Origin of the sequence: Fibrobacter sp. (genome assembly GCF_045131395.1) — a bacterium.
GTDB lineage: Bacteria > Fibrobacterota > Fibrobacteria > Fibrobacterales > Fibrobacteraceae > Fibrobacter.
Window position 1 is genome coordinate 288,940 of record NZ_JBGUQY010000004.1, and the last position, 24,117, is coordinate 313,056.

General features: G+C 46.1%; 16 protein-coding genes and 1 other annotated feature. Of the genes, 5 read left to right on the forward strand and 11 right to left on the reverse strand.

Going from position 1 to position 24,117, the window contains the following annotated elements:
* Nucleotides 1-166: 166 nt before the first annotated feature.
* The 3 genes from ACJMNB_RS03520 to ACJMNB_RS03530 all read left to right on the forward strand — a co-directional run bounded on the left by ACJMNB_RS03520 (nucleotide 167) and on the right by ACJMNB_RS03530 (nucleotide 3,671).
* Nucleotides 167-1,234, forward strand: a complete 1,068-nt coding sequence (locus tag ACJMNB_RS03520) for an ORF6N domain-containing protein (RefSeq protein WP_405339052.1) — start codon at nucleotides 167-169, stop codon at nucleotides 1,232-1,234.
* Nucleotides 1,235-1,471: 237 nt separating this feature from the next.
* Nucleotides 1,472-3,409, forward strand: coding sequence for a threonine--tRNA ligase (gene thrS / locus ACJMNB_RS03525; RefSeq protein ID WP_405339054.1), 1,938 nt, complete (start codon nucleotides 1,472-1,474; stop codon nucleotides 3,407-3,409).
* 106 nt (nucleotides 3,410-3,515) lie between these two features.
* Nucleotides 3,516-3,671 (forward strand): hypothetical protein, encoded by a 156-nt coding sequence (locus ACJMNB_RS03530; RefSeq protein WP_405339056.1) that lies wholly within the window; start codon nucleotides 3,516-3,518, stop codon nucleotides 3,669-3,671.
* Between the two features lie 110 nt (nucleotides 3,672-3,781).
* Here ACJMNB_RS03530 and ACJMNB_RS03535 read toward each other — a convergent pair whose 3' ends face one another.
* From ACJMNB_RS03535 to ACJMNB_RS03550, 4 genes are all read right to left on the reverse strand, one after another.
* A complete protein-coding gene (locus ACJMNB_RS03535) occupies nucleotides 3,782-5,938 on the reverse strand; it encodes a PEP/pyruvate-binding domain-containing protein (protein ID WP_405339058.1) in 2,157 nt (718 codons plus the stop codon).
* 23 nt (nucleotides 5,939-5,961) lie between these two features.
* Nucleotides 5,962-6,654: a hypothetical protein gene (locus ACJMNB_RS03540; protein ID WP_405339060.1), complete on the reverse strand. Its 693-nt coding sequence runs from the start codon at nucleotides 6,652-6,654 to the stop codon at nucleotides 5,962-5,964.
* A gap of 39 nt (nucleotides 6,655-6,693) precedes the next feature.
* Nucleotides 6,694-7,530: a hypothetical protein gene (locus ACJMNB_RS03545; protein WP_405339062.1), complete on the reverse strand. Its 837-nt coding sequence runs from the start codon at nucleotides 7,528-7,530 to the stop codon at nucleotides 6,694-6,696.
* 157 nt (nucleotides 7,531-7,687) lie between these two features.
* The gene (locus ACJMNB_RS03550) at nucleotides 7,688-10,072 is read right to left on the reverse strand and encodes an HD domain-containing phosphohydrolase (RefSeq protein WP_405339064.1); all 2,385 of its coding nucleotides are present in this window, start codon (nucleotides 10,070-10,072) and stop codon (nucleotides 7,688-7,690) included.
* A 482-nt stretch (nucleotides 10,073-10,554) separates the two neighbouring features.
* On the opposite strand from ACJMNB_RS03550, the gene ACJMNB_RS03555 reads away from it, so the two are divergent.
* The gene (locus ACJMNB_RS03555; RefSeq protein ID WP_405339066.1) at nucleotides 10,555-13,212 is read left to right on the forward strand and encodes a M4 family metallopeptidase; all 2,658 of its coding nucleotides are present in this window, start codon (nucleotides 10,555-10,557) and stop codon (nucleotides 13,210-13,212) included.
* Between the two features lie 191 nt (nucleotides 13,213-13,403).
* Nucleotides 13,404-13,477 (reverse strand) — a sequence feature (23S ribosomal RNA rRNA prediction is too short).
* 579 nt (nucleotides 13,478-14,056) lie between these two features.
* Here the strand turns inward: ACJMNB_RS03555 and ACJMNB_RS03560 are convergent.
* The 5 genes from ACJMNB_RS03560 to ACJMNB_RS03580 form a co-directional block, all read right to left on the reverse strand.
* Entirely contained in the window at nucleotides 14,057-14,302 is a 246-nt protein-coding gene (locus ACJMNB_RS03560) for a hypothetical protein (RefSeq protein ID WP_300192024.1), read from the reverse strand.
* Nucleotides 14,303-14,308: 6 nt separating this feature from the next.
* Nucleotides 14,309-15,466 (reverse strand): N-acetylmuramoyl-L-alanine amidase, encoded by a 1,158-nt coding sequence (locus tag ACJMNB_RS03565; RefSeq protein WP_405339068.1) that lies wholly within the window; start codon nucleotides 15,464-15,466, stop codon nucleotides 14,309-14,311.
* Between the two features lie 41 nt (nucleotides 15,467-15,507).
* Nucleotides 15,508-20,115 carry a DUF4332 domain-containing protein gene (locus ACJMNB_RS03570; protein WP_405339070.1) on the reverse strand — a complete coding sequence of 1,536 codons (4,608 nt, stop codon included), beginning with the start codon at nucleotides 20,113-20,115 and terminating at the stop codon, nucleotides 15,508-15,510.
* Nucleotides 20,116-20,471: 356 nt separating this feature from the next.
* On the reverse strand, nucleotides 20,472-20,672 hold the full coding sequence (locus tag ACJMNB_RS03575) for a type II toxin-antitoxin system RelB/DinJ family antitoxin (protein ID WP_405339072.1): 201 nt from the start codon (nucleotides 20,670-20,672) through the stop codon (nucleotides 20,472-20,474).
* A gap of 242 nt (nucleotides 20,673-20,914) precedes the next feature.
* Nucleotides 20,915-22,012 (reverse strand): tRNA dihydrouridine synthase, encoded by a 1,098-nt coding sequence (locus ACJMNB_RS03580; RefSeq protein WP_405339074.1) that lies wholly within the window; start codon nucleotides 22,010-22,012, stop codon nucleotides 20,915-20,917.
* Nucleotides 22,013-22,117: 105 nt separating this feature from the next.
* On the opposite strand from ACJMNB_RS03580, the gene ACJMNB_RS03585 reads away from it, so the two are divergent.
* Nucleotides 22,118-22,486: an HU family DNA-binding protein gene (locus ACJMNB_RS03585; RefSeq protein ID WP_405339076.1), complete on the forward strand. Its 369-nt coding sequence runs from the start codon at nucleotides 22,118-22,120 to the stop codon at nucleotides 22,484-22,486.
* Here the strand turns inward: ACJMNB_RS03585 and ACJMNB_RS03590 are convergent.
* Entirely contained in the window at nucleotides 22,450-23,154 is a 705-nt protein-coding gene (locus ACJMNB_RS03590; protein WP_405339078.1) for a pseudouridine synthase, read from the reverse strand. The two genes, ACJMNB_RS03585 and ACJMNB_RS03590, sit on opposite strands and share 37 nt — an antisense overlap.
* The gene (locus ACJMNB_RS03595; RefSeq protein WP_405339080.1) at nucleotides 23,154-24,113 is read right to left on the reverse strand and encodes an SPOR domain-containing protein; all 960 of its coding nucleotides are present in this window, start codon (nucleotides 24,111-24,113) and stop codon (nucleotides 23,154-23,156) included. The genes ACJMNB_RS03590 and ACJMNB_RS03595 overlap by 1 nt, the downstream gene beginning before the upstream one ends.
* Nucleotides 24,114-24,117 lie beyond the last annotated feature (4 nt).

The window sequence follows — 24,117 nt, forward strand, 5'->3', positions numbered from 1 at the left end:
AATCGCCAAGTTTCGTATAGCAGGGAAGACAAAAGGGGTGTTTTTTGTATATTTATCTTGAGTCTAGAAATCCTGGCTCTTTTATATATCCCCCGACAGGGGCCCGCGGTGAAGAACCGCACTGAGCAAGGCTCAGTTTGTGGACATGCGTTCCATAGGAATATCTATGGGAAAATCCAAAACGATCGTTTCAACAGGTGCAGGCAAGCCCGAATTCTCTTTAATTGACGAAAATCTGCTAAAATCACGAATCTACACAATTCGTGGGGTCAAGGTGATGCTCGATGCCGACTTGGCGGAGATTTACGGGTATAGCACGAAGGATTTCAACAGGCAGGTCAAAAACAACATTGAGCGTTTTCCTGAGGAATTCCGGTTTCAACTATCCCGTAAAGAATTGGAAAACTTGAGGTGCAAAATTTTCACCTCAAGTTGGGGCGGGCAACGGTACGCCCCCTATGCATTTACCGAGCAGGGCATTTATATGCTCATCTCTATCCTCAAAGGTGATTTGGCAGTAAGTCAAAGTATTGCCCTCATCCGTCTGTTCAAGAAAATGAAGGATTATATTATTGCGGATAACCAGCAGTTGCTAGGAAATGCGGGTATTGCGGAAATCGCAATGCAGACTGTGCAAAATACGAGGGATATCGCAGATCATTCTGTCGGAATCAAAGAACTTTCCGGAGAATTGCACAACGTTCAAGACCGTTTGGGGCAAATGGATCTCAGTTTGCAGAAAGTTATGGAAAACTTTATCGATCCCACGACCTACAAGCATTTCTTATTTTTTGACGGGCAAAAACTCGAAGCCGATGTCGCCTACATGAAGATTTATGGCATAGCGAAAAAGTCCATTACGATTATCGATAACTACGTGGGAGTAAAGACTTTGGACTTGTTACGGGGTATCGCGAATGGTGTAAGTGTGACAATCTACAGCGAGGAATGGGGCGACGAAAAGATTACTCCTGCAATAAAGGCTGATTTTGAGAAAGCAAGACCCGACGTTTCTTTGAATATCGATCGTCCCAACCGCAAGTTTCACGACCGCTATATTTTCCTGGATTACGGATTGCCCCGCGAAAAATTGTTCCTCTGTGGAGCGTCTAGCAAAGATGCCGGAAACAAAGTCACAACCATTATGCAGATTGAATGCCCGGAGACGTACCGCCCGATAATCGAAGCGTTGAAGAAATCTTCAGCAACGGGGGTTTTAGGGGTACGCCCCTAGGCGAAAGGGTAGCGGAAGACGCGAGGAGATTCCGGCTCGGAGGCCGGAATGACGATGCGGCTGGAGCGAGGGGAAGGCTTTCCCCTTTTCCTACAAAAAAAGTTCCAGCAAATCGGAAAAGACTTATTGAGCTAATAAGGTTGCCACGCCCTCAGTCTTTAGCTACATTTGGCCTCACCGCCAGATGTCGTATTTCTGGGGAACCGGGCGAGAACCGCCCATAAAAAGGAAATTATTATGTCTCAAATCGAACTCACCTTCCCCGATGGCTCCGTACGTTCCGTAGCATCGGGCACCACCGGCCTCGAAATTGCAAAGAGCATTTCTGAAGGTCTCGCACGCAAAGCTCTGGGCGTCAAGCTCGGCGACAAGGTCCTGGACCTTTCCCGCCCGCTCACCGAAAGCGGCACTATCCGCATCATCACCCCGAGCAACGACGACCCCGATGCTCTGATGCTGCTTCGCCACAGCTGCAGCCACGTGCTGGCCGAAGCCATCTGCGACCTGTTCCCGGGCACCAAGCTTGCCTACGGTCCGGCTATCGACAAGGGTTTCTACTACGATTTGATGACTCCCACACCGATCCAGCAGTCCGATTTCGAGCGCATCGAAAAGCGCATGAAGGAAATCATCAAGGAAGACCGTCCGTTTACCCGCTGCGAAGTGAGCTCCGCCGAAGGCCTGAAGCGCACCGAAGGCGACAAGTACAAGACGGATAACGCTGAACGCGCTCTCGCCCGCGAAGGCAGCGACGGCACCCTCAGCTTCTACGTGACTGGCGAACCGGGCAAGAACTGGGAAGACCTCTGTGCCGGTCCTCACGTGCCCTCTACGGGCAAGCTCAAGGCTTTCAAGGTGCTGAGCCTCGCCGGTGCTTACTGGCATGGCGACCAGAACAGCGACCAGCTGACCCGCGTGTACGGTACCTGCTTTGCCGACAAGGAAGGCCTCGAAACTTACTTGAAGTTCCTCGAAGAAGCCGAAAAGCGCGACCACCGCAAGATCGGTAAGGAAATGGACCTCTACCATATCGAAGACCATTCTCCGGGCATGGTGTTCTGGCACCCGAAGGGCACCAAGATGGTGAACGCCCTCAAGGACTACATCCGCGGCAAGATCGACCGTCGTGGCTACCTCGAAGTGATCACTCCGGAAATCGTGAACAAGACTTTGTGGATCAAGTCCGGCCACGCCGACAAGTACAACGAGAACATGTTCAAGACTCTCGCTGGCGACGTGGAAATGGCTGTGAAGCCGATGAACTGCCCCTGCCACATTCAGATTTTCAACACGGGTCTGCGCAGCTGGCGTGACCTTCCGATGCGCCTTGCCGAATTCGGTAAGTGCCACCGTTACGAACCTGCTGGTACGATGCACGGCCTGATGCGCGTGCGTGGCTTTGTGCAGGACGACGCCCACATCTTCTGTACCGAAGAACAGATTGCAAGCGAAGTGGCTGATTTCTGCGCCCTCGTGAAAGAAATCTACCACGACTTCGGATTCGACGAAATCGTCGTGAAGTTCTCAACCCGCCCGGAAAAGCGCGTGGGTTCCGATGAACTTTGGGACAAGGCTGAAGCAGCCCTCGAAGACGCTACGAAGCTCGCTGGCCTCGACTACATTCTGAACCCGGGTGAAGGCGCCTTCTATGGCCCGAAGCTCGAATTCACGCTGAAGGACAGTCTCGGTCGTGACTGGCAGTGCGGTACCATCCAGGTGGACTTCAACTTGCCGATGCGCCTTGGTGCCGAATATGTCGGTAAGGACAACCAGAAGCATGTTCCGGTGATGCTGCACCGTGCAGCCGTCGGTTCCATCGAACGCTTCCTCGGTATTCTTATCGAAGAATTCATGGGCGATTTCCCGTTGTGGCTCGCTCCGGTTCAGGCCCGCGTGCTCCCGATTTCTGAAAAGTTCGCTGACTACGCCAAGCAGGTGGAAAAGGAACTCGTGAACGCCGGCGTCCGCGTCGAAGTTGACGAATCCAACGAAAAGCTCGGCTACAAGATCCGCCAGTGCGAGCTCCAGAAGATTCCGTACAAGATCATCGTCGGCGAAAAGGAACAGGCCGAAGGCGTTATCTCCGTCAACAAGCGTAAGGAAGGCGACAAGGGCAACATGAAGGTCGCAGACTTCTTGAAGATGACCGAAGACGATAGAAGAGTCGTCCGCTAGTCAATAGACAAATGAAACTTGCAAACGTAGGCTTCCTTCGAGCCTACGTTTTTTTCGTTGGTGACAACCGCCCAAGGCGAAAGCAGCGACCACGCTTGCGTGGGCATTGCCGAGCCGCTGCGGTTGGGACTCCGTAGGAGTCCAAAAGGAACAGGCCGAAGGCGTTATCTCCGTCAACAAGCGTAAGGAAGGGGATAAGGGTCAGATGACCGTCGCCCAGTTCCTCGAAATGACAGCCGAAGACCGCAAGGTCGTGCGCTAATTTTCAAGCGCAGATATAAAACGTATGGATCCCGCCGCTTTGCGGTTGGATGACTCATTAGAAAACGCAGACTCGTTTGAGCCTGCGTTTTTTGCAAACTGATTCTCAATTTAAATGATGTAGGGGCGGACCTGCTTAAAGACAAGCTTGCGTTCCGGGCCCATCACCTTAAATTCAATATCCAGAGCAAACGCATCGGGATACTCATTGTAGAGTTTAGCGAAATATCTCTGAATCTTCTGGACAATTTGGTAAAGCTCGAATATTTCACGGTCGGTAAGAATCAGCGAATCGGGACTGAGCGTCGAATGCTGCAGGAGCACGCTCTGCACGCCGCCCTTGGTCGACGGAATGATCGAAATAATCTCCGGCAGTTCACCGCCTTCAGGATTGGTGATGGAGGTTTCGCCAACCTGGATATTCGCGTAGATTCCTGCGACAGAGTAGTCCGCGATGTTCTGCGTAATGATGACGCCGTTCGCCACTTCGTCGGGGAAAGCCTCGTGAACAGCCACCGCCATCTGCACCGACATATGATCGATATTCCAGAGTTCGCGTTCTTCGAAGGCCTTGAAGCTCCACACAGATGCCCATACCTTGCGAATTTCATCAGACGGCAAATCCTTTTCGCGGGTCGTCGCCTTGACGGACTTGTAAAGGCCTGCCCCGTTAAAGTCGCTCAAGTCTTCGGAATTGGTGCTGGAACGCAAACGTACTCCGGCAACGCCATAAAGCTTACGCACCTTGGCATCGAGCGCATCGCCAAAATCATCGTCCACAGGAATATGTTTGAACATGTAGCGGATATTGTCGAGAACCGCTTCGCGCAGGCGCGTATCGACGGCAAAGTCATCGCGGGCAATCATGTTGGCAATGTAGCTGCGGAGCGATGCCCCCTTCGGCTCACTCGCATCGGCAGGCTCGGCAAGTTGTTCCACGCAGGCATTCTTCACCTGCTTACAAACGCCTGACGCACGGCCTTCCTTGCCGCAATCGCTGAAGGATTTTTCACACAATTCCTCAGTCACCCGGGCGTAATCCATAAAGTGACTATAATGGTAGAACGGCACAGCAAAACCATCGGGAGAATTGTCTGGGAGCAACTTGTGAAGTTCCGCCAAATTCGCCGCCTTCACGCCCACGGATTTAGACGAATTGAAATTGAGATCGGCAAAGTCAACCAACCCCGAATCGGACAAATCGTATGTCAAAGTGATGGGGGTTCGCGCATTCTTTTTCCAGAACTCCTGAGCCTCTTCAAGAGTTGCAACGCCCACCTTATAGGAATTCGCCTTGACCTCAAGCTTCACCAACTTTCCGCAGAGCGCAAGCAAACTGTCGGGCAGGTCATTTCCGTTGAAAGCGATGTTCGGCGTCTTGCGTGCCTTTGCAGCAAGGTTCACATGCGAAAGCGGGGTCTGCGCATCCTTGCTGATGGTGGCGGCAACCAGCGGAATCTCTGCCGGGAGCGTCTCTAAAATCAAGATGTCGTGCGAAGAGACAATCGCCGTGTCAAGTTCGGCGGCGGTCAACTTGCGGAGCGTCCCGTAAGCCGTTCCCGTATTCATGATCTGCATCGCGATGTCACCGAACAGCTGCGCGTGCGTGTACACAGGAACATCCGCCTTCTTAAATTCGGCATCATATTCGGCGGCAGCCTTCTCCGCGGCACTCCCAGACGGCATATAGAACAGGCGGTTCTTCGAGGCTTCGGATGCTTTGGGCGCAAGGAACAGCATGCGGCTCTCAATCAGCTGCTGCACCGCCGCCACCTGGGAAGGCACAATGCAGTCCGTCGGGAAGAACGTAAGCGCCACCATGGAATCCACCGAAGGGTAATACACCAGCGTTCCCGCGACCGTATTCTTCGCCGGGTCATAGTAGGCTTCGTTTTCGAATTCCGCAAGCGGACTCGGGTCGTGCAGCACCTTCTTCGCAAAATCGTAATGCAGCAGGTACGCCCTCGTGTTCATAAAATGAACCACGGCGCTATCCGAGTTGAAATCGGTGATGATGAACTTCACCAAATAACTTGTACCCAGTTCCGTCTTAGACGGATACGCCAACTTGCGGAAAGCCTCGTAGCCATCTTCCTTGTAAAAACCCGTCCATTCTGCATCGCCTTGAATAAAGACCGGCAGCGTATCAGGGTCTACTATGTCGGGGTCATCATGGCGATTCGGGTCTACAGAAGAGTCGCTGTTGGAACATGCCCAAAGCGCCGCCACCAGCACGGCAAAAAAATGAACCGACAAAAAGTTTCGCAAACGCATCGCCTTATTCCGAAAAACTATTCTGCAAGCCCCATCAAACGGGAGTCATCCGGGCAGAATTCAAACGTATCGGTAAAATCGCCAAACGTACCGGTCTCTACATCGGCAAAACGGCATACAATAGGCAACTGGCGAGCCTTACTGATATCGTCCTGGGCCAGTCCGCAGCCATCCAGCACAAGCGTTACGCCATCAGATTCATAGACCTTGAGGCAGTCTATTTCATGGCAAGGGTGAATCGTTATAGAACTGATGGTAGAGCGACTGTACTCATAGACCTTGCCGTCATAGGTAAAGCGGAAACTGTCAAAATGGTGGTTGCCGCCCCAGTCGTAGGTCAAATCCGACAAGGTCTCGTATTTCCCGTTGACATACAGAACGGCGGTATCCACGCTAATCACGGGCATGGGCGACATGATGATGTTACAGCCGGTAGGCGTCCCCTGCACATAGACGTAGCCGTCCATGTCGGCGTACTTAAAGCTGCAAATCCAATCCTGCTGGGCAAAGACCACCTGGGAGCCATACCAGTCGCAGGTATAGGCTTCTTTTTTCGGAACGCGCGTTTCAAAAATTTCCAGCGGATCCGTCAGCACTTTTCCCGACTGTTTTTCCTCGCCATTTTCAGCATTGCTTCCGCCAGAAGAATCATCGCCACAGGCCATCAAAAGCATCAAGGCGCAAACCGTCAGCAACTTATAGGTTTTCATAGTATACCCCCAAACAAAGTTCAATACGCCCTTCCCAAATTATTCCGCCGGATCAGGAATTCGGAAATCACCCATGCAGATTTCAAAGGTATCCGTAAAGCTGTCGAATGAGCCATCTTCTACACTGGCAAAGCGGCACACAACCGGCAGCGATCTCGACTGGCTGATGTTATCGTTGAATGTTCCGCAGCCATCTTCAATCAAAGTTTCGCCGTCGGATTCATAGACCTTCAAGCAGTCCATCTCCTGGCAGCTGCGGCCGCCCCAGCCATAGGACGAATGGAAATACTCGAAGACCTTGCCTTTGTAGCTAAAGCGGAACGAATCGTTGTGGTGGTTTCCGCCCCATTCGTAGGTCACATTTTTCAAGGTTTCGTATTCTCCATTGACATAGAAAGCAGCCGTATCCACACTCATCACGGGAATCATGCTAAAGCGCGCTTCGCAATCGGTGGGCGAACTCTGCACATAGACAAAGCCTTCGTCACCGTCGTACTTGAAGGAGCAAATCCAATCCTGCTGGTCAAATTTTTCTTCCCAGTTCAATTCAGACGATTTGCAAGTATAAACTTCGGCCTTCGGCTTGCGCGTCTTGAAAATTTTCAGTGGGTCGGTGAGAGCCCCGCTCTTTTGCGAACTTGAAGACACTTCACCCTTAGAAGAAGACGACTTTTCCTCTTTACGAGAACTTGAAGACACATCCACGTCATTGCGAGAGTTCGAAGAACTCGAAGCAATCCACGACGAGCTTGAATTATCCAAAGACTCTTCGCTGGAAGAAGATTCAGGGTCATCGCTGCTGGCGCTAGAAGAATCGTTGCCGCAGGCAGCAAAGAAAAGCAGAGAACAGATAGGGAGTAATTTATAGATTTTCATAGCAAAAATATACTTTGTTTACACCAAAACTGCAACGGAACTATAAAAGCTCCGATTTAAAGTTCAAAATTCCGTGTTTACCGTCACGGGAATAGGCTAATTAAAAAGCGCAGACTCCACCGAGCCTGCGTTTTTGACAATCATTTATCAATCAGGGCTAAACCACCTTCGGACGGCCACTCTGCAGCTTCATCAGCAAGTCAGCCACCTCGTTCCAGTGTTCCAGCACAACCTTACCAATGGCGGGGTCGTACATCACGCCCAGATTCTTCTCGATTTCCTTGCGGCAGTAATCCAGCGACAAGGCATCGCGGTAAACGCGCTTACTCGTCATCGCATCGACAGAGTCCGCAATAGCGATGATTCGGGCACCAATCGGAATATCTTCGCCCTTCAGACCTTCAGGATACCCCTTGCCGTCATAACGTTCATGGTGATGCAATACGATCTGCACCAGTTCGTGGGTGTAGTTGGACTGCATCAAGATCTTCGCACCAATTACCGGGTGCTGTTTGATAATCGAGAATTCATCGTCCGTAAGCTTACCGGGTTTACCGAGCACGTTGTCGCTAATGCCCATCTTGCCGATATCGTGCAAGTGTGCAGCATGGGTAATCAACGAGACGGAACCTTCCGAAAGCCCCAGCAACCTTGCGATTTGCTCAGAGAAGGCCTTCACACGGTCGGAATGGTGCGCCGTATAGGAATCCTTGGCTTCTTCCACCGAGATAAGGCAAGAAATCAAATCCTTGAGATTCTGATTTTCGTTGTTTTCGACCGGCTTGTGATAACGCACCTTGTCGCGGTACATATTCAAGTCGGCTTCCATTTTCCAGTCGCTTATGGACTTGCGGACACCGGAATCACTGCGCAGGCGGCTTTCGCCCACCGCAATCGACAGATGATACAAAGCGTTCTTGTTGTACTCTTCAATGCATTTCTGCAAATTGGTATACAGCAGGAACATCGAATCCAGCGGAGCTCGCGTCACCACGGCAAATTCATCGCCACCGATTCTAAAGCAATTACCCGAGGCGCCATAAGCCTCCTTAATCGCATTACCAGCAGCCACAATCAGCGCATCACCAGCCTGGTGGCCAAAGGTATCGTTCGCATACTTAAGACCATTCACGTCCATCAAGACCATGGTCCAAGTACCCGCGTCGGGGTCTTCCTGGCTAATCGTCTTGAGAAGTTCATCAAAAGCCAGTCTGTTTTCGAGGCCGGTCAAACTATCGGTGGTGGCCACATCTTGCAGGTGTTCGTTCATCACGCGAAGCTTGCTATTAATCTGTTCCAGTTCAAAAGAAGTCTCGCGAATGAAGGTCGCCATACGGGCAGCCAACGGCAAACGGGTAGACATGCCTTCCTGGATGTCTTCGATTTTGCCATATTCGTGCTTAACCACAGGACCTTCGCGCATAGATGCGAACACAAGCGTAATGTTGTGCTGGTTCAAGTGGCCCTTTTCACGCAGGAATTCGCCATGGGAGAAGAATCCGGTACTGGAGGCCAAGCCCTTGAAGGGTGAAATTTCGTAGGTCGGTTCACGCTGGCTCCAGAAAGCCTTACGTGCCGCACAAGAGAAAATATGCTGCACTTCGGGAGCGAACTGTTCGCAGTTTTCACTTTCGGCCTTAATCTTTTCCACGATCAACTGCGGTTCACCATAAGACAAGCGGACAATGGACCCCTCGTCAATATCCGAAGACATGGTAAGGGACCCATCCGGATTGCTGGCGCCCGCAGCACGCACAATGGAAACCCCGTTATGTTCATAAAGCATGGGGAATTCAAGGGCGTTGTAGAAGAAATTGCTGTCGTTCTTAATATTCAGGTACTTGTTATATACCTCGTAGGCAGGAATACCGCCCAATTCATAAAGGATATTGCCTTCTGAACGGGTCACATGGAAGTTACGGCCGATAGGTTTCCAACCGCTAATCTTACGGGATTCAACATGAAGATCCGCACCGCCATAGAACACCACCAACAAGGCAGATTTCGAGAAGCCGCCCACCGACGAGAATACGCAGGAATTGGGGCTCGTAATATCGGGCGAACAAACGATACCGCCAAAGACCTGGATATCCGGAGCCAAGCCATCGAGCCCCTCGCAAAGGGCCGTTGTCGAGAAGGGAGAAATGCAATGGTAGATTTCAACGGCCTTCACCCAAGGATTCCGGTCAGCCTCCGCCACAATCTGGCTAGCAATGCCACCGACCGATTCCCTTGAAAAGTCATACTGGAAAACAGAGAACTTAGTCGTTGGCTTTTCGAAAATAATTGCAGACACCGAAATGTCGACCGTCTGTTCGCAGTCAACGATGTTTCCACTGGTCGAATTGCCGAACCACGGGACATCGGGGAAAATGCGCTCCAGAATGTCCCAAACGGGCTTCAATTTTTCCGGTTCCAATATTGTCGAGTGAATTTGGAAGCAAATTTTAGGCGAGCCGTGTTCCTTGCACCACTTGCTAAACAAGAACAACTCGTTTTCGAATGCCACCGCATCCTTATAGGCAAATATTTTGTTCTTCATATTTTTCCCTTCTTAAGAACAATAGTTGACATTAATATATATAAGAATCCTAGGGAATTGCAACAATTGCACCTAAAAAAAGCCCCCAAAAGAGGCTATAAATTAGTCCAAATTGGAATATTTGGGGGGTAAAAAGGCTCTTTTACGACAAAGACCCAATCAAAGCTCTTTGTGCATCACAAAATCGATCGGGGCAAGGCATCCCTTTGTAAAATCTTTTCATTTCGACAACCCCAAAAAGAATCACACAATAAAATACATCTCACTACATTATAAAGGCTTTATTAGACAGACATTCAAGAAATATTCATACAAGGTCACACAAATTAATTTTGTTTGTATGTAAAAATTACAGCAAAGTAAAATGTTATAAGTCACATACATATTTCTCATTATATATTTACATGCAAATGATACAAATTTGTTTGAAAAAACATACACTAGTATCAACAAATTAAACCACCCTTAAAAAGGATAATCACATGGCAAATACAAACGAATCAACATCAAAAATTCTTCGAGTTCAGAAAGGCGTTTTCGAAACACCAAAGTTCACCAAGATTAAACCGACCATTAAAGCAAAATCCGCTGCAGAAGAAAAACTCAACGCCGAGAAAATCAACAAAGACGGCCTTTTTGATGTCGTTCTGAACGGGAAAAAGAGACCCTCTTTCATTAACGGCAAAATTGTAGACACCAAGATTACAACATCAAAAAAAGCCATCAGCGCCTTGAACAACATTCACAACTTGATGGGGTTTGAAAACGCCGAACAAGAATTCAAAGAAAAAAATGTTTCAACAACCAACCTGGGCCCCGAAACAAAATTTTTCCGTTTACAACAGTACCACCGAGACATTCCCGTTTTTGGTAGACAGCTTGTCTTATCCACCGACGGTGAAGGAAACATGGAATCTTTAAGCGGTCTGTACACGCCGATACAAGACGAAAGCAAAGCCACAATCACCGAAAACGACGCCGTAGCAGCAATCCAGAAAAAAGAAAAAGCTGCAGAATTCAGTTCTGAAGGCCTTTTCTACTATGTTAACGCTTCAGAAAAAGGCATCCTTTGCTGGAAAATATGCACACCGCAAAACGTTTACTTTGTAAACGCCAAAACAGGCGCCATAGAACATTCTTACGCCACCGAAATTGATTTCGGTCAGGAAATCATATGCTCAGGAATGTCTCTTGCTTCTACAAGAATCAATTATCCTGTTTACGCAAACAATGGAACACGTAAATTATACGACGTAAGAAGAGGCATTTCCGTTCGCGAATGCAGTGCAAATGGAGACCGCGTAGGTGCAGAAATATTTGCAACCGGCAACGACGCGAGCATTATCGGAAATCAACATCCCGCCGCCATCACCGCAATGAACAACATGATCAAAATATTTGACTATTATGTCAATGTTTTTGGAAGAAGAAGCGCCGACGGAAACAGTCTCCCCATTCACATAGTCGTGAATTATCATCCCGGCAACAGTGCCTATACGAATGCATTTTACTCTTCCGGATATTCCAACTGGGTAGAAATCTGCCTCGGCAACGGAAGTAGCATTGCCCGCCCAGTCGATGTTCTTGCCCACGAATTCACACACGCCGTAGAAAACAGCATTTGGGAAGCAAGCAGCTGCTATACAGGAGAATCTGGCGGTATTAACGAAGCCGTTGCAGACATTCTTGGCGAATTTATCCAAGACGGCATTCTTGACACCATGGGCGAAGAATTAACCATCGGATCAATCCGCCGTTTCGACAACCCCAAAGCAATGGGCGATCCGTCGAAATATTCAGAAATGACGTCTACCGAAGTTCACACCTGTAGTTGCATTTTATCTCATGCAGCTTACATTATGCAAAAGAATTGGCCCACAAAAAACAATTCCGAAGAACTCGCAACCATTTTCTACAAGTCCCTATTCTACCTCACTCCATTCTGCAATTTCCTCGACTTCCGCTCAGCCGTTTTAAAAGCCGCTAGGACAATGAAAATTACCGCACAGAAGGTCAAAGTTGTCGCCCAAGCATTTGACGAAGTCGAAGTCATCCTTGTTGGCGACGACGGTCTTTCCTATACATTGAGCGGATACGTAAAAGACACTTCTGGCAACCCCATTGTCGACGCAAAGGTTACCATGAAAAAACAGAACAACACTTCCGTTTATAGGACCGCCTACACATCATCGGATGGACGATTTGAACTCGTTTTCGATCGAGGTTATACCTATTCATTAACTTTCGAAGCAGACGGATATCAAAGCAACAGCACAACAATCAACCTAACTTCACAGCGTTGTTCTAAACGATGCATTTTGCCAACAATCACACTCCAATCCATAACAACTTCAAGAGGATATTCTCTCCAAGGCATTGTAAGAGACGCTTCTACCGGAAACCTTCTTAAGGACGTCACCATCAGAATTAAAGCCGGCAGCGGGCAATCACATATGTGCACAGCCGGAAAACAAGATATCACCCTGAAGACAGACGAGAACGGTCATTTCTACACTTCAGCTGTCAAGAGTGGCACATATTCTATCTGGGCATGCAAGAGTCTTGACTCCGTTTCAAAATGGCAAAAATACGCCACTAACGTTTCCGTCTCTGGAAACAACAGCATAAACATTTCGCTCCCCGTTGCCAATCGAGAATTCATATCAGAAATTCGCATGGCCTCAGAATCTACAAGGGCAAAAGCCTTAAGACTAGTCCCCGCATCAGCAGTACTCATCGACAAGGATTTAAATGCCGGTTGCGGAGGAAAGTACATCTATTGTAACTATAGTTACTCTAGTACGGCAACCCCGATTACAAATATAATTCTCATTCAAAGCAACACCCCACTGACTTGGACTTCAAAATCAATAAACTACCAAGGCAGAACATCATCATATACACGCATTAACGTTAATCTAAACGAAGGTGCCAAGGGCGAATACATTTATCTGTGTTACACAAAAGACACCTATTACTCCCCCATGACAGGAATCGATGTCATTTTTGACAACGAAAATCGACTTGACCCCTGGATGATGGTAACTTGGGACAATACCTACTATAGCGAAGCTAACGTAAACGAAGGAAACACCGGCAAGTTGACATACATCTTAAAAACTAAAGCCGAGTTCATCTAATTAGCACAGTAGCCATAAAAGGAACCCACCCGCAATTTTTTTGCGAGTGGGTTTTTGATTTATAATTCAAAAAAAAGGACCCACCCGCTAGCGGGTGGTTTTCTTTATACAAAAAAGGAGGAGGCGATAAACGCCCCTCCCCCTCGGCGGGTTTTCTGTTCCAGGGTGAGGTCTTCACGCGACGCCGTCAACGCTATGCAAGTTTGCTATTACGCACTGTTTAATGGATTGCTGCTTCCGAGCCTACCACCTTGCAGTCTACGCGGAACAATTAATCCTTTGCCTCTCGGCATCTCATCTTCCCATAACAGATTTCAGCGCGTAGTTAATTCCACGGCACCTATCGGACAAACCGAAACCAAAGTCTAGCCTTACCTTAACGATAACGAAAGCGTCTCGATTCTCAGTGTTAACCAAGTTACCCAGATCATTCGACTAAGGCATATTTTGTTAGGGTGATTGCAGATTAATCGCAATAGCGTCGCTTTATCGGTTAAATTAGATATACTAATAACCGCAGGGAGGTTGGGCACCTCCAGTTCCTTCATATCTTCGCCGACGATTCGTCCTATTCCTATCTGCCGTACCGGGCTTCTCAAAACTTATCCACGGTGACACTATAAAATCATCTCATTTCAGCACTCAACGCTATCGAACAGAAACAACAACTTTTCTTTCTTTTCTGTGTATGCAACGATCGATTCGTTAAGGAATTAAGCATCCACCGACAACTTTACAGCTCCGTTTTCAAGCCTTAATGACCCGTAACAGAAGGCCTAGCCTATTCCATCATAAAAGACATCCAGTCCTTTTTTTGCTGCTTTGCGACCTCGGCCCATGCGGCCTAGACAGGCAACCCTAGTGCCGAAGCTATCATTTTCATTTGCATTTCCGTCTTTTCCTTCTCTAGCTTAGCTAGAAGATTATAATATCCACCAACTTCCGTGATGTTCATCGGAGCAGGAATACGAGTCGGTTTCACCTCAGATTCTTCAGCAATACGCTGAAGAATCTTGAGTTTTAGCGCACGAACCTCTTCGGAAGTTTCCTGTTCAATAAGCTTTGACGCTAATTCTTGATAATCTACCATAGTTTATCACCCATTTTTCTGTTTATATACATCCTGCATTTTTTCTATTACATTTTTTACAAATTGCACAAGAGAACCAATTTTTATATATCTAACAATATATGCTGTTAAAGTTGAATCATCTTCTTTATTATTTTCATAATTATACTTGAGCAAATTCATAACATCTTGAGGGTAATCTGATTTACTAAATGGTCTTACACTAGCATGTGTATAAACACCTTTAAAAGCCAAAGCTTCCTTTAGCCTTTTTGCTTCATTTTTGATATCATCCATAGAAAAAGGTCCTGTATGCCATAGCAACTCATTATTTGTCAAAAGCGCAGGATGTTTTTTTATAAGATACCGAACTAGAAAACGAAAAGACTTTATTTGTTCTTTAGTAAGCTTAATAAAGTTTTTTTTCTTAGTATATTCATCAGAAAGTGTGTATGTTTCACCAAAAAATTCCATTTCATAAATGTCGTCTTTATCGAAATTCTTTCCTCTATTCTCTTCATTCAAATAACCTAAGCTAGCAAAATCAATAGGAATGGTTTGCTTATTTAGTTGGTCCCCCCCAAACCCAAGGTGGGATGACCAATACTTATCATCAAATAATTCATATATTCTGCCATTACTATCTATGACATAATTAGAAGAAACTCGATACATAACTTTTTTTTCTGAAGCTGTTCCATTTTTAGTCAGTTTTTTCTTTTCCGTTTCAAAAAACAATGTACGAATACTGCCTTTGGCATGCCCCACAGAATAATGAACGCATATTGATTTCTTTTCTGTTTCTTTTTTAGTATAATAGTCTTCCCAATCAACCCATACAGTCCCACTATTTTTTTTCTGCCCCAATTGAGGTCTAACCTTTATGAAATCAAAGCAGTCCTTATTAGGATTAGGGGAAACATTTAAGTTGCCATCTTCATCAAGATATTTTTTTTCTATAACCTTACACTGTTTATAAAAATCTACTCCGTAATATTTATTACCCTTATCATCAATATAAGGATCCTGATCTACATCAATCTTAGCATTCGATTGCTTTATTTTATTTATTCTATTCTCTGGAAAAATCATCTTTCCAGAGTCCCCTAAAGAAGCGAGGTCTTTTTGAGTAAGAGATACAAAGAATTCATTATCTTCAGTCCTCATTTTTTCTATTTCTATCATTTTGCATAATCCTTTTTTATAAAATAAATGCCATTGTTATTCTAACAAAATGATGCAACCACATCATCTATACTGCTGTCAGGATTTTTCGAGACTTTATCGCACACTTGTTGAATAATGCGCAAAATCGAAGAATCACTTTCAACACACAAATCTTTATCACCTACATCTTCCACGGCCAAACCCGTTTCAAAATCATAAATTAAATCTCCACACAAAGGACCTTCTTCATATTCATCTCCATCATTTAAACCAGAATCATTGCCAAAGCTTCCATCATTATTTGCTGAAGATCCGTTGCCAGAATTTCCATTAGACGATCCACTAACAGAATCATCATTAGAATTGGAACAATTCTCTGCACTACCACTAGTTCCTAGACCTCCGCTAGACCCTGCACCACCTCCACTGCCAGAATTATTCGAACCCGAGCCTCCTGCAGAACTTTCTCCGGACGAGCCTGAAGAACCATTATTAGAACCAGAACCACCGCTGGATCCTGCACCACCTCCATTGCCAGAATTATTTGAGCCCGAGCCTCCTGCAGAGTTTCCTCCAGAGGAACCCGAAGAACCGTTCTTTAGTTTTTCTAGTTCAATTTCTTTCTGAGCATTTATCTCAGCCTTTTTCTGGTCCAAACCAGCCGTCAAAGCAGCGGTAGCCATTTCACTAGTTCTGTTAATAATATTATCTCGACCCGTCGCAGACGCATTTGTCACACCATTTACGATATCCTTCAACTGATCAAGCCCCGTAATATTATCAAATTTCGGAGTTTGCTTATTAACCAAAGCAGTAACCAAATCAGCCGCAGTTACCGGAGTCGTCGGAGTTACGCCCTGTAAATCCAATGCAGAGATATCCTTTGTCGTTTTCCCCGCCAAATAATCACTTCCATTAAGATAACTAGAATCAATTTCCATCTTATCAATCGGAGAATCCTGCCAGTTCCAGAACCTAGTCAAGTCAATAACTTCACTTACATTCGTCTGGCCAAGGACAGCCTCACCAATCATACCCTTAGTCGGCAAAGAAATAACTGTCGTCGGAGCTCGGAAACTATTCGTATGGAATCTATATAGCTGTTCCTGAACATCAGCAGCCGATCGGCCAAGTTGTTCCGCAAGTTCTTCAGGGAATGTAAAAGGCAACAACATACAATTCCCGTAGAAGCCAAGTAGTTTGCGAATATTCACACAATTAAGTAGAGGAATTCCAACGCCATTATTACCAGAACCATTCGTTTTCGGTTCTTCGTCACCCTCAGCTTTTTTCTCGAGCTTACCGAAGTTCATTTGAACGGTATACTTATCAAGCATCATAGCTCGCTCATCACTACTAAGAGCGGCCCAAACCGCCTGAGAATACCTCAATGTACCCGTCACAACATGATGCAAAGTTTCTTCCATCTTCTGGAATTCAGACCTTTTCAGAGTTTTTTCATCACTATATACAGTAATTCTCGTATTCCAAGAGAGCGTAGATGAAGACAACGCTGTTTGAAGCGGTTTTCCATCCAAGCTCAAGCTCAAGCCTCTTATAGAGGGCCGCCCAAGAGATTTCAAATTGCTGGAGGATAGATAAACATTAGGATTCCTAAACGCTTCAGGAAGAGCTTCCATATAATGAGCCATTCGCCTCAAATCTCGCGAACTCTTATTATCATCCTTAGCAAAATCCATTTGTTTGTCAACATAGTTCTCCCACGCTTCTTGTTCCGAAGGAGACAAGTTGTTGAAGTTCTTATACAATGTATAATTTAGGGACTCACAAGAATAGCCAATATTAATAGACGCAATCTCTTCTGCAGATACATTTTGCGGGAGCGAGAAAGAACATCTCACAGAGACATTCCCGCTAGAATTTCTATACCGTCTAATGCCATCCTTCAACGCATCTCTAGTTTCATAACATGTACTTAACTCTTGACGCTGATAATCAACTTCTCCAGCAACAGATCCCTTACCATTTTTCAATACAATTGTAGCGGTCAAATCATCAAACGAAAGGAAATTACCATAAAAAGACAGAGTCAAATTCTTCGCGCCCGATTCCGCAGCTTCGAATTTCCACTTGGGACAAGCGGCATACGACTGAATCAAACGCAACCCAGAACGATATTTATACGGCAAAGCGCGCTCTAGAGTATTTGCATGTTTTAAAAGCACGGAATATCTTTTCTTAAAGCGAGCTTTATTAAAAGATGCCATATCTTCTTCCGGGAAAATCAAATTTTTTTCATCCCCAAGGAATTTGATCATCTTCAAAGGAACGAAAAGAACCAAATCAACACTGTCTACAGCGGTTTCCAAGCGATACCGACGCATAACTTCCCAATACTGAATCGTCATTGCATGAGAATGGTTATGATTCGCAATAATTTTTGTTGCTACAGAATCAGACTGTTCACTCGTAGCAGAGCTAACACTCACACGTTTTGCCTGAGAAATTCGATTAGACGCAGTTTTAATGCACTGTTGAAAGCGTTGCGCTGCAGAGGAAGCTTCGTTTTGAGAATTATTCTGATGCGCTTTCGAAGATCCACTACTTTTCGTTTTTGAGTAGCTACCACTTATTCCTAAGCCAAAGAATCCGCCATAACCTCCCGAAGCGCTAGCCCCTATACCCCAACTACTACTTTGAGCTTTATAACTAGAGCCAGCTTCCATCATTTGCTGTACGCCATATTCGTATGCAGCAGAAGTATCATCCGTTTGACTATTTTGATAACTTTCATTAACAGAGTCTACTCCTTCTGCCGTATCAGTAATTTCATAACTCTGTGTATTTTCTCGAACAACAAGACGCTGTTCTTCGCCCGGAGCCAAAATAAGGGAATAGAGCAAATCACCCAGCGCAAAGCCATCAGGTACCCAAGCCTGGTGCATATTCAACTGATACCCCAGCCCTAATGACGACATTTGAGGAAGTTTGTCGGGATCTGAATAAAGCGACGTTTTAAAGCCATCAACATCAACTGGTTTTTTTAAAGAATCTCGTTTTCCAATAGACAAATCTGGCTCAATCAACCGCTGTAACATACTATAAGAAAACATTCTCGAAGGAGCCGTATCAGACGAAAGCATTACAGGATGTTCATCATCACCCATCAATTTTACACTCGGCAAAGCCTTGGCAATTTTTTCTTCTTTTTCAAAGAACACTTCCCTTACAACAACAAAACCGTCATCGCCCTTTGAAGAATCAACACCTTCCAGCCTAGCTTCGAGCGTCGCCTTTTTCAAAATTTCTTCAAAGATCTCTTGAATTCCCTTTCTAAACGACTTCCCATCACTTACATACGTTGTCAACGATTTCAAAGACTCGCAAACCGTTTCTACAGGGAAATTGGTATTCTGATAAAAAAGGACCAAATCACCTTTTTTATCATCAACGATTTGCTCTAACGAACTACGCAACGCACTTTCTTCAGTGACGAGATGTTCTATTTTCCATTTAGACAGAATCTCTTGCACCAAAGCAACCATATTAGATTCTATCATGGAATTAATCAGCTCTGTTGAATTTTTGATAAATTCTTGTCGGCCACGAGAATTAGAAACTATAATTTTTACAGTTTCTTTAAAACTATAACGTTCCGGAAGAGTAATAATGAATTTACCCGTTGCATCAGTAATACAATTTGGATTTTCAACTTCTTCAGTTTTATCTTCTGCAGGACTAACCACACCATCAATTTCAACCTTTACACCGGTAAACGGAATTCCTTCGCCCTCATCCTCAGCACTTTTTAGACACACCTTACCGCTCACTAAGCGAGGAAGCGGAAGAACACAATCCAATTCAAACAAGTCTTCATCTAATTCCAGAGATTGCTCTTCACCGCTCACAGACTCATTACTAGACAGATTTTCATCAGCATATATATGTTCAGGAGCATCGTCTTCAAAACCGTAGGGATTACAATCTTCAACATCACCGTTCTTTGCAACAATAGCAACAGCACCTTGAGCAGCCTCAATAACACTTCTTAGAGTATTCAGATCACAGAGTATAAAATCAGGCTGCGTTTTTTGAAGACCTTTAAGAATAGCAAATGTTTTTTCTGCATCCAAACGAGCTAAATCTTGAATGCTACGAACACCCGCTTGGGCAAGCAAGTAGGCAAGATCCGTAGTCATACCATCAATACGCCACAAATCCGCTTGTTTAACCCACGTATTAATGTAATCTACAGAAATATCCAACTTTGTTGCGATATTATCGCGCTGTCGTTTTGTTTTACAACGCGTCAATAAAGATACAATATCAAAAATACGGCATTCACTAAGTTCTTCAATCATCCTCTTGCTAATTCCCTTAATAGGAATTAGCGATGCCGAAATTTCCTGAGGTTTACGATTTTCCTGTGCAAAGGATTTTTTTCCCAAATACTTTCTCACACGTTTCCACTCGCCAAGTAAATCAGAAGGCAATCGAGTACTTGTACTCTTTCGATATTTTTCTATTTCCGTAGCACTACTACGAAGAATTTGTTCAACATCATTAGAAGATAATTTTGACAATTCTCCTTCTATTTTAAGCTTTTCCGCCCTACTCTCGATAATTTTTTTCAAGCCAGAATCTTTAAGCATTTCATCTTTCAGCGGAATCAAATCATTTTCATTAGCAATTGGCGTCTTAGACATTTTTACCTCGTATTAAATTTCACACATAAATTAATAATAAAAACACAAAAACACAAGTAAACTAGCATTTACTTAACACAAAATTTACACAACAAAGTAACAATTAGTTATTCAAACAAAAATCAAAAGAAATATGCATAATACAAGTAATTGACAGCGTACAACAATAGACAAACAATATTATTCAAAAGTAAACAGCTTACATTCAGCATCCTAAAAGTTCATCTACCATTTTTTGTAAAAATTTTACATTTATCAGAACGGATTTTCATACAAAGTCGAAGGGGCTTTCTTGAGATAAACAAGAAAAGCCGCCCCACAGGGCGGCTTTCTTTATTGATTAAGCAAGAAAATTTCTAGCCAACATCCTTTGTCTGGATTACTTTTCCCAGCGGTTCAAATGAATGACCCTTGACGTCAAACGGCAACCGATCTTCACGGATTGTCATTTTCACGAACATGTTTACTGCCGCTGAAACAGTGATTCCAACGGAATCACAGAATGTTTCAAATTTTTTCTTTGTTTCGTCTTCCATTCTTACGCTGACTATTGCCATAGACCTATCCCTTAAAAAGCTTTTTAACAATAGCTTATTTTTTTTCTGTTGTCAAACAAATATTTTATTTACAAGTTTTCTTTTTTCGTATAAATTATATTTCACTCCATAGAATCATTTTATATTAGGCAACAGCCGTCATACATCCACCATACAAGTTATTCTGTATTTGGCGAATATATCATAAAAAACACGTTTTTGTACAAAACAGTTTATCCAAAAAATTTTAGATAAAAAAATATTTACCTACCAACAAACTGGTCCCCGAACTTCAGTTCGGTTTCCTTGGCTCCGTTTAGATTCACCAAGCGGTTCGGATCGTAGCGCATAAATTTCACAACACCATTTCTCAACACCTCGAGGCGTTCGAAAAATTCTTGCGGTGTTTGCGCGGTAAGCAAAGTCTGTCGCACTTGCATTTCAGGGTCATCAAAACCCTTGCAAAGTCTTGCGGCAAGCTGCTTCAAGCGACCAAGGGCACCCATTTCGGTAGAGCCATCTTCGAGCTTGAATTTGTAGTAAAGCGGGAACACATCCAAGGCTTCTTCGGCAGTAATTTCATGAGCGGGCTTGCCTTCCCAGGCATCGGCAATTTGTCCGAAAAGCCACGGGTTGTGCATGGCGCCGCGGCCTATGGACACTCCCGATACGCCGTAGGTTTCCAATCGTTCGCGTGCCACAGCCACGCTGTTCACGTCACCGTTGCCAATCACAGGAATCTTGGCCGCGGCCGCGACCTTGCCAATCCATTCCCAGTTGGCAAGGCCATTGTACCCCTGCAAGCGGGTACGGCCATGCACCGTGAGCATTTCCACGCCTTCGCCCTCGGCGATCTTCAGCGTTTCCATTACGTTAATGCTTTCGTCATCCCAGCCTATGCGACACTTGAGCGTCAGGGGAATATCCACGCTAGAAGCATCCAGTGCGGCTCGGACATCGTGCAAGATCTCTTGCAGGCGCGGCAAATCGCGCAAGAGCCCAGAACCGCTCCCCTTCCCCGCCACCTTCGGCGCCGGGCACCCAGCATTCACCTCGATAAACTCCGGGTGCAGGTTTTCGGCAATCTTTTTGGCGGCAGCGGCCATTCGGTCAGGGAACCTTCCAAATATCTGCACCCCGAAAGGCCTTTCTTCGGGGAAAAACTTCAGCTGTTTGTGGCCATCCAGGCAAAAAACGGCATCACCGTCCGTCGGAACAAACTCCGATACCAGAAGTCCCATGCGATTTCCCGACAAAACGCGGCAAAGTCTACGGAATGGGGCGTCCGTCACCCCATCCATGGGGCTAAGTATGGTATTCGGAAACACTTCCAAATTTCTAAGCCTGAAACTTTTCAACATTTTAACCACAATTATCCACAAATAGTCCGCAACTAGAGCCCGAAAAAATTGTTTAATTTTATTCAGACCGGTACGCTAACTCATTGATAAACCTATATTTAAGCCGTGGCAAATATAACTAAACAAGCACTGATTCAAGAGATCGCCAAGTCCACCGGATTTGTGCGTAACGATATTAAGACCGTCATCGAGCAGTTTCTCGACCTTTTGGGCGAAAAGCTGATCGAAGGCAACACCATCGAGATTCGTGGCTTCGGCACCTTTGCCTGCAAGCCCCGCAAGGCTCGCCCGGCCCGCAATCCCCGCACCGGTGAAACCGTCTTGATCGAAGAACGCATGGTTCCCTCGTTCAAGTTCAGCAACGACATCAAGGACAAGATCAACTCCTTGGAAGCCTTGGTGGAAGGTGCGAACGCAAAGCTTGAATCTGAGGAAACTCAGGTCAGCGACGCCACTTCTTCTTCCGTCAAGTAACGCCATCCGCCCTTACCCAGGGTCTGGTCCAGCACCACTGGGCCGATGGCTTCACGCTTAAGCGTTTCCACATGATTGCCCACAGCCGCAAACATCCTGCGAACCTGGTGGTACAATCCCTCGCCAATCGAAATTAAGACGGAATCCCCGTCAACCTCCAAGGCCCGTGCAAGCACCGGCCTTCTTTCGTCTTTGAGCATCACGCCACGCAACAGCTCGGCCTTCTGTTCTTCGGTAAAGGGCCTGGCAAGCGTCACGCGGTACTGCTTGAGGTAACCCTTCTTGGGGCTTTCCACCTTGTGGATAAAGTCCCCCTGGTTCGAGAACAGCAACAAGCCCGACGAATCCGCATCCAGGCGTCCCACGGTCTGAATTCCCATGGCCGTAAAGCGGTCCGGCAACAGTTCAAACACCGACTGGTGGTCACGGGCGTTGTGACTGCATTCCACATCCAGCGGCTTGTCCATCATGATGTAGAGCTTTTCGATAGTAGGTACTTCTTCGCCGTTCACCGTGATGAACTCAGGCCTTACCTTGAATTCCATAAACGGGTCGTCAAGGACCTTGCCGTCCAGTTCCACCATACCCATACGTACAAGGGCACGGCTTTCCTTGCGAGAGCCAAAACCAATCGAGGCCAGCAGTCTGTCCAAAGTCAAAGCAGGCATTAATCATCCTCCGACATCATTTTCACAATCTTGTTGCGGATAAATCCAAGTTCCGGGAGTTCGCCCGTCTTAAGGATACGAGCCCTGCGACGCCAGAACGTAAAGGCAACAATGCCTCCATAAAAGAGGATTGCCAGAATCAAACCCAACGTGCGGCACAGATTCACCGATACCCGCATGTGACCTTCCGCCTTCGGTTCATGGTCGCGGGTCCAATCCATACGAAAGTCCCAAGCCCCGATGTAGGGGAAGCTCTTGAGGAACCCGTTCAATGCAGCCGCATAGCCCATGTTTTCGTATTCCTGCAAGCGAATTCCTTCTACAAAGCAATCGATAAAGCGAATCCTGAACAACCTAAACAAGGCAGACAACGCATGGCGCACTGCCCACCAGGCACGCGAATCAAATTCCGGCGTCAAGAGTAGAGTCCAGAATTCCTGATCCGTCAGCGAGCGCTTTTCTTTCTCATCGGCATCAGAAGATTTTTCTTCCGACGGTTTAGGCTCTTCTTTTTTCTCTGCCGGCTTATCCGCAGGTTTCAACTCGTCCCTTTTTTCTACAGGCTTCGGTTCATCCTTCTTTTCTACCGGCTTTTCGGGAGCCGATTCCGGTTTCTTTGCTGGTGCCGGCTTATTCTCAGATTCCGGCTTGCTTTCCGGCTCAGCCTTTTGTTCCGGCTCCGGTTCAGGTTTCGGAGCTTCAGACTTCTCTACCTTCGGTGCGGGGGCCGGTGCAACAGCCTCGGCCTCCTCCTCTTCTTTATCGACAGAAACAACCTCCTCTTCTTGAGAAGGTTGTTTTTTCTTAAAGTTCTTCTTGTAGGTGTAGAGGTTTTTCTTGAACAGGCGAATCTGAACTTTCACGCCTTCAAGTCCCGCCGTAAAATCCATCCAGAATACAAACGGGAAAAACAGGGCGACAAGCGCCAAAGCACAAAGTACGCCCCAGAACCAAATCAAAGCG

Coding starts and splice junctions, on each gene's coding strand:
- ACJMNB_RS03520 (WP_405339052.1), top strand. CDS start 167: ATGGGAAAATCCAAAACGATCGTTTCAACAGGTGCAGGCAAGCCCGAA.
- thrS (WP_405339054.1), top strand. CDS start 1,472: ATGTCTCAAATCGAACTCACCTTCCCCGATGGCTCCGTACGTTCCGTA.
- ACJMNB_RS03540 (WP_405339060.1), bottom strand. CDS start 6,654: ATGAAAACCTATAAGTTGCTGACGGTTTGCGCCTTGATGCTTTTGATG.
- ACJMNB_RS03545 (WP_405339062.1), bottom strand. CDS start 7,530: ATGAAAATCTATAAATTACTCCCTATCTGTTCTCTGCTTTTCTTTGCT.
- ACJMNB_RS03550 (WP_405339064.1), bottom strand. CDS start 10,072: ATGAAGAACAAAATATTTGCCTATAAGGATGCGGTGGCATTCGAAAAC.
- ACJMNB_RS03555 (WP_405339066.1), top strand. CDS start 10,555: ATGGCAAATACAAACGAATCAACATCAAAAATTCTTCGAGTTCAGAAA.
- ACJMNB_RS03560 (WP_300192024.1), bottom strand. CDS start 14,302: ATGGTAGATTATCAAGAATTAGCGTCAAAGCTTATTGAACAGGAAACT.
- ACJMNB_RS03565 (WP_405339068.1), bottom strand. CDS start 15,466: ATGATAGAAATAGAAAAAATGAGGACTGAAGATAATGAATTCTTTGTA.
- ACJMNB_RS03570 (WP_405339070.1), bottom strand. CDS start 20,115: ATGTCTAAGACGCCAATTGCTAATGAAAATGATTTGATTCCGCTGAAA.
- ACJMNB_RS03575 (WP_405339072.1), bottom strand. CDS start 20,672: ATGGCAATAGTCAGCGTAAGAATGGAAGACGAAACAAAGAAAAAATTT.
- ACJMNB_RS03580 (WP_405339074.1), bottom strand. CDS start 22,012: ATGTTGAAAAGTTTCAGGCTTAGAAATTTGGAAGTGTTTCCGAATACC.
- ACJMNB_RS03590 (WP_405339078.1), bottom strand. CDS start 23,154: ATGCCTGCTTTGACTTTGGACAGACTGCTGGCCTCGATTGGTTTTGGC.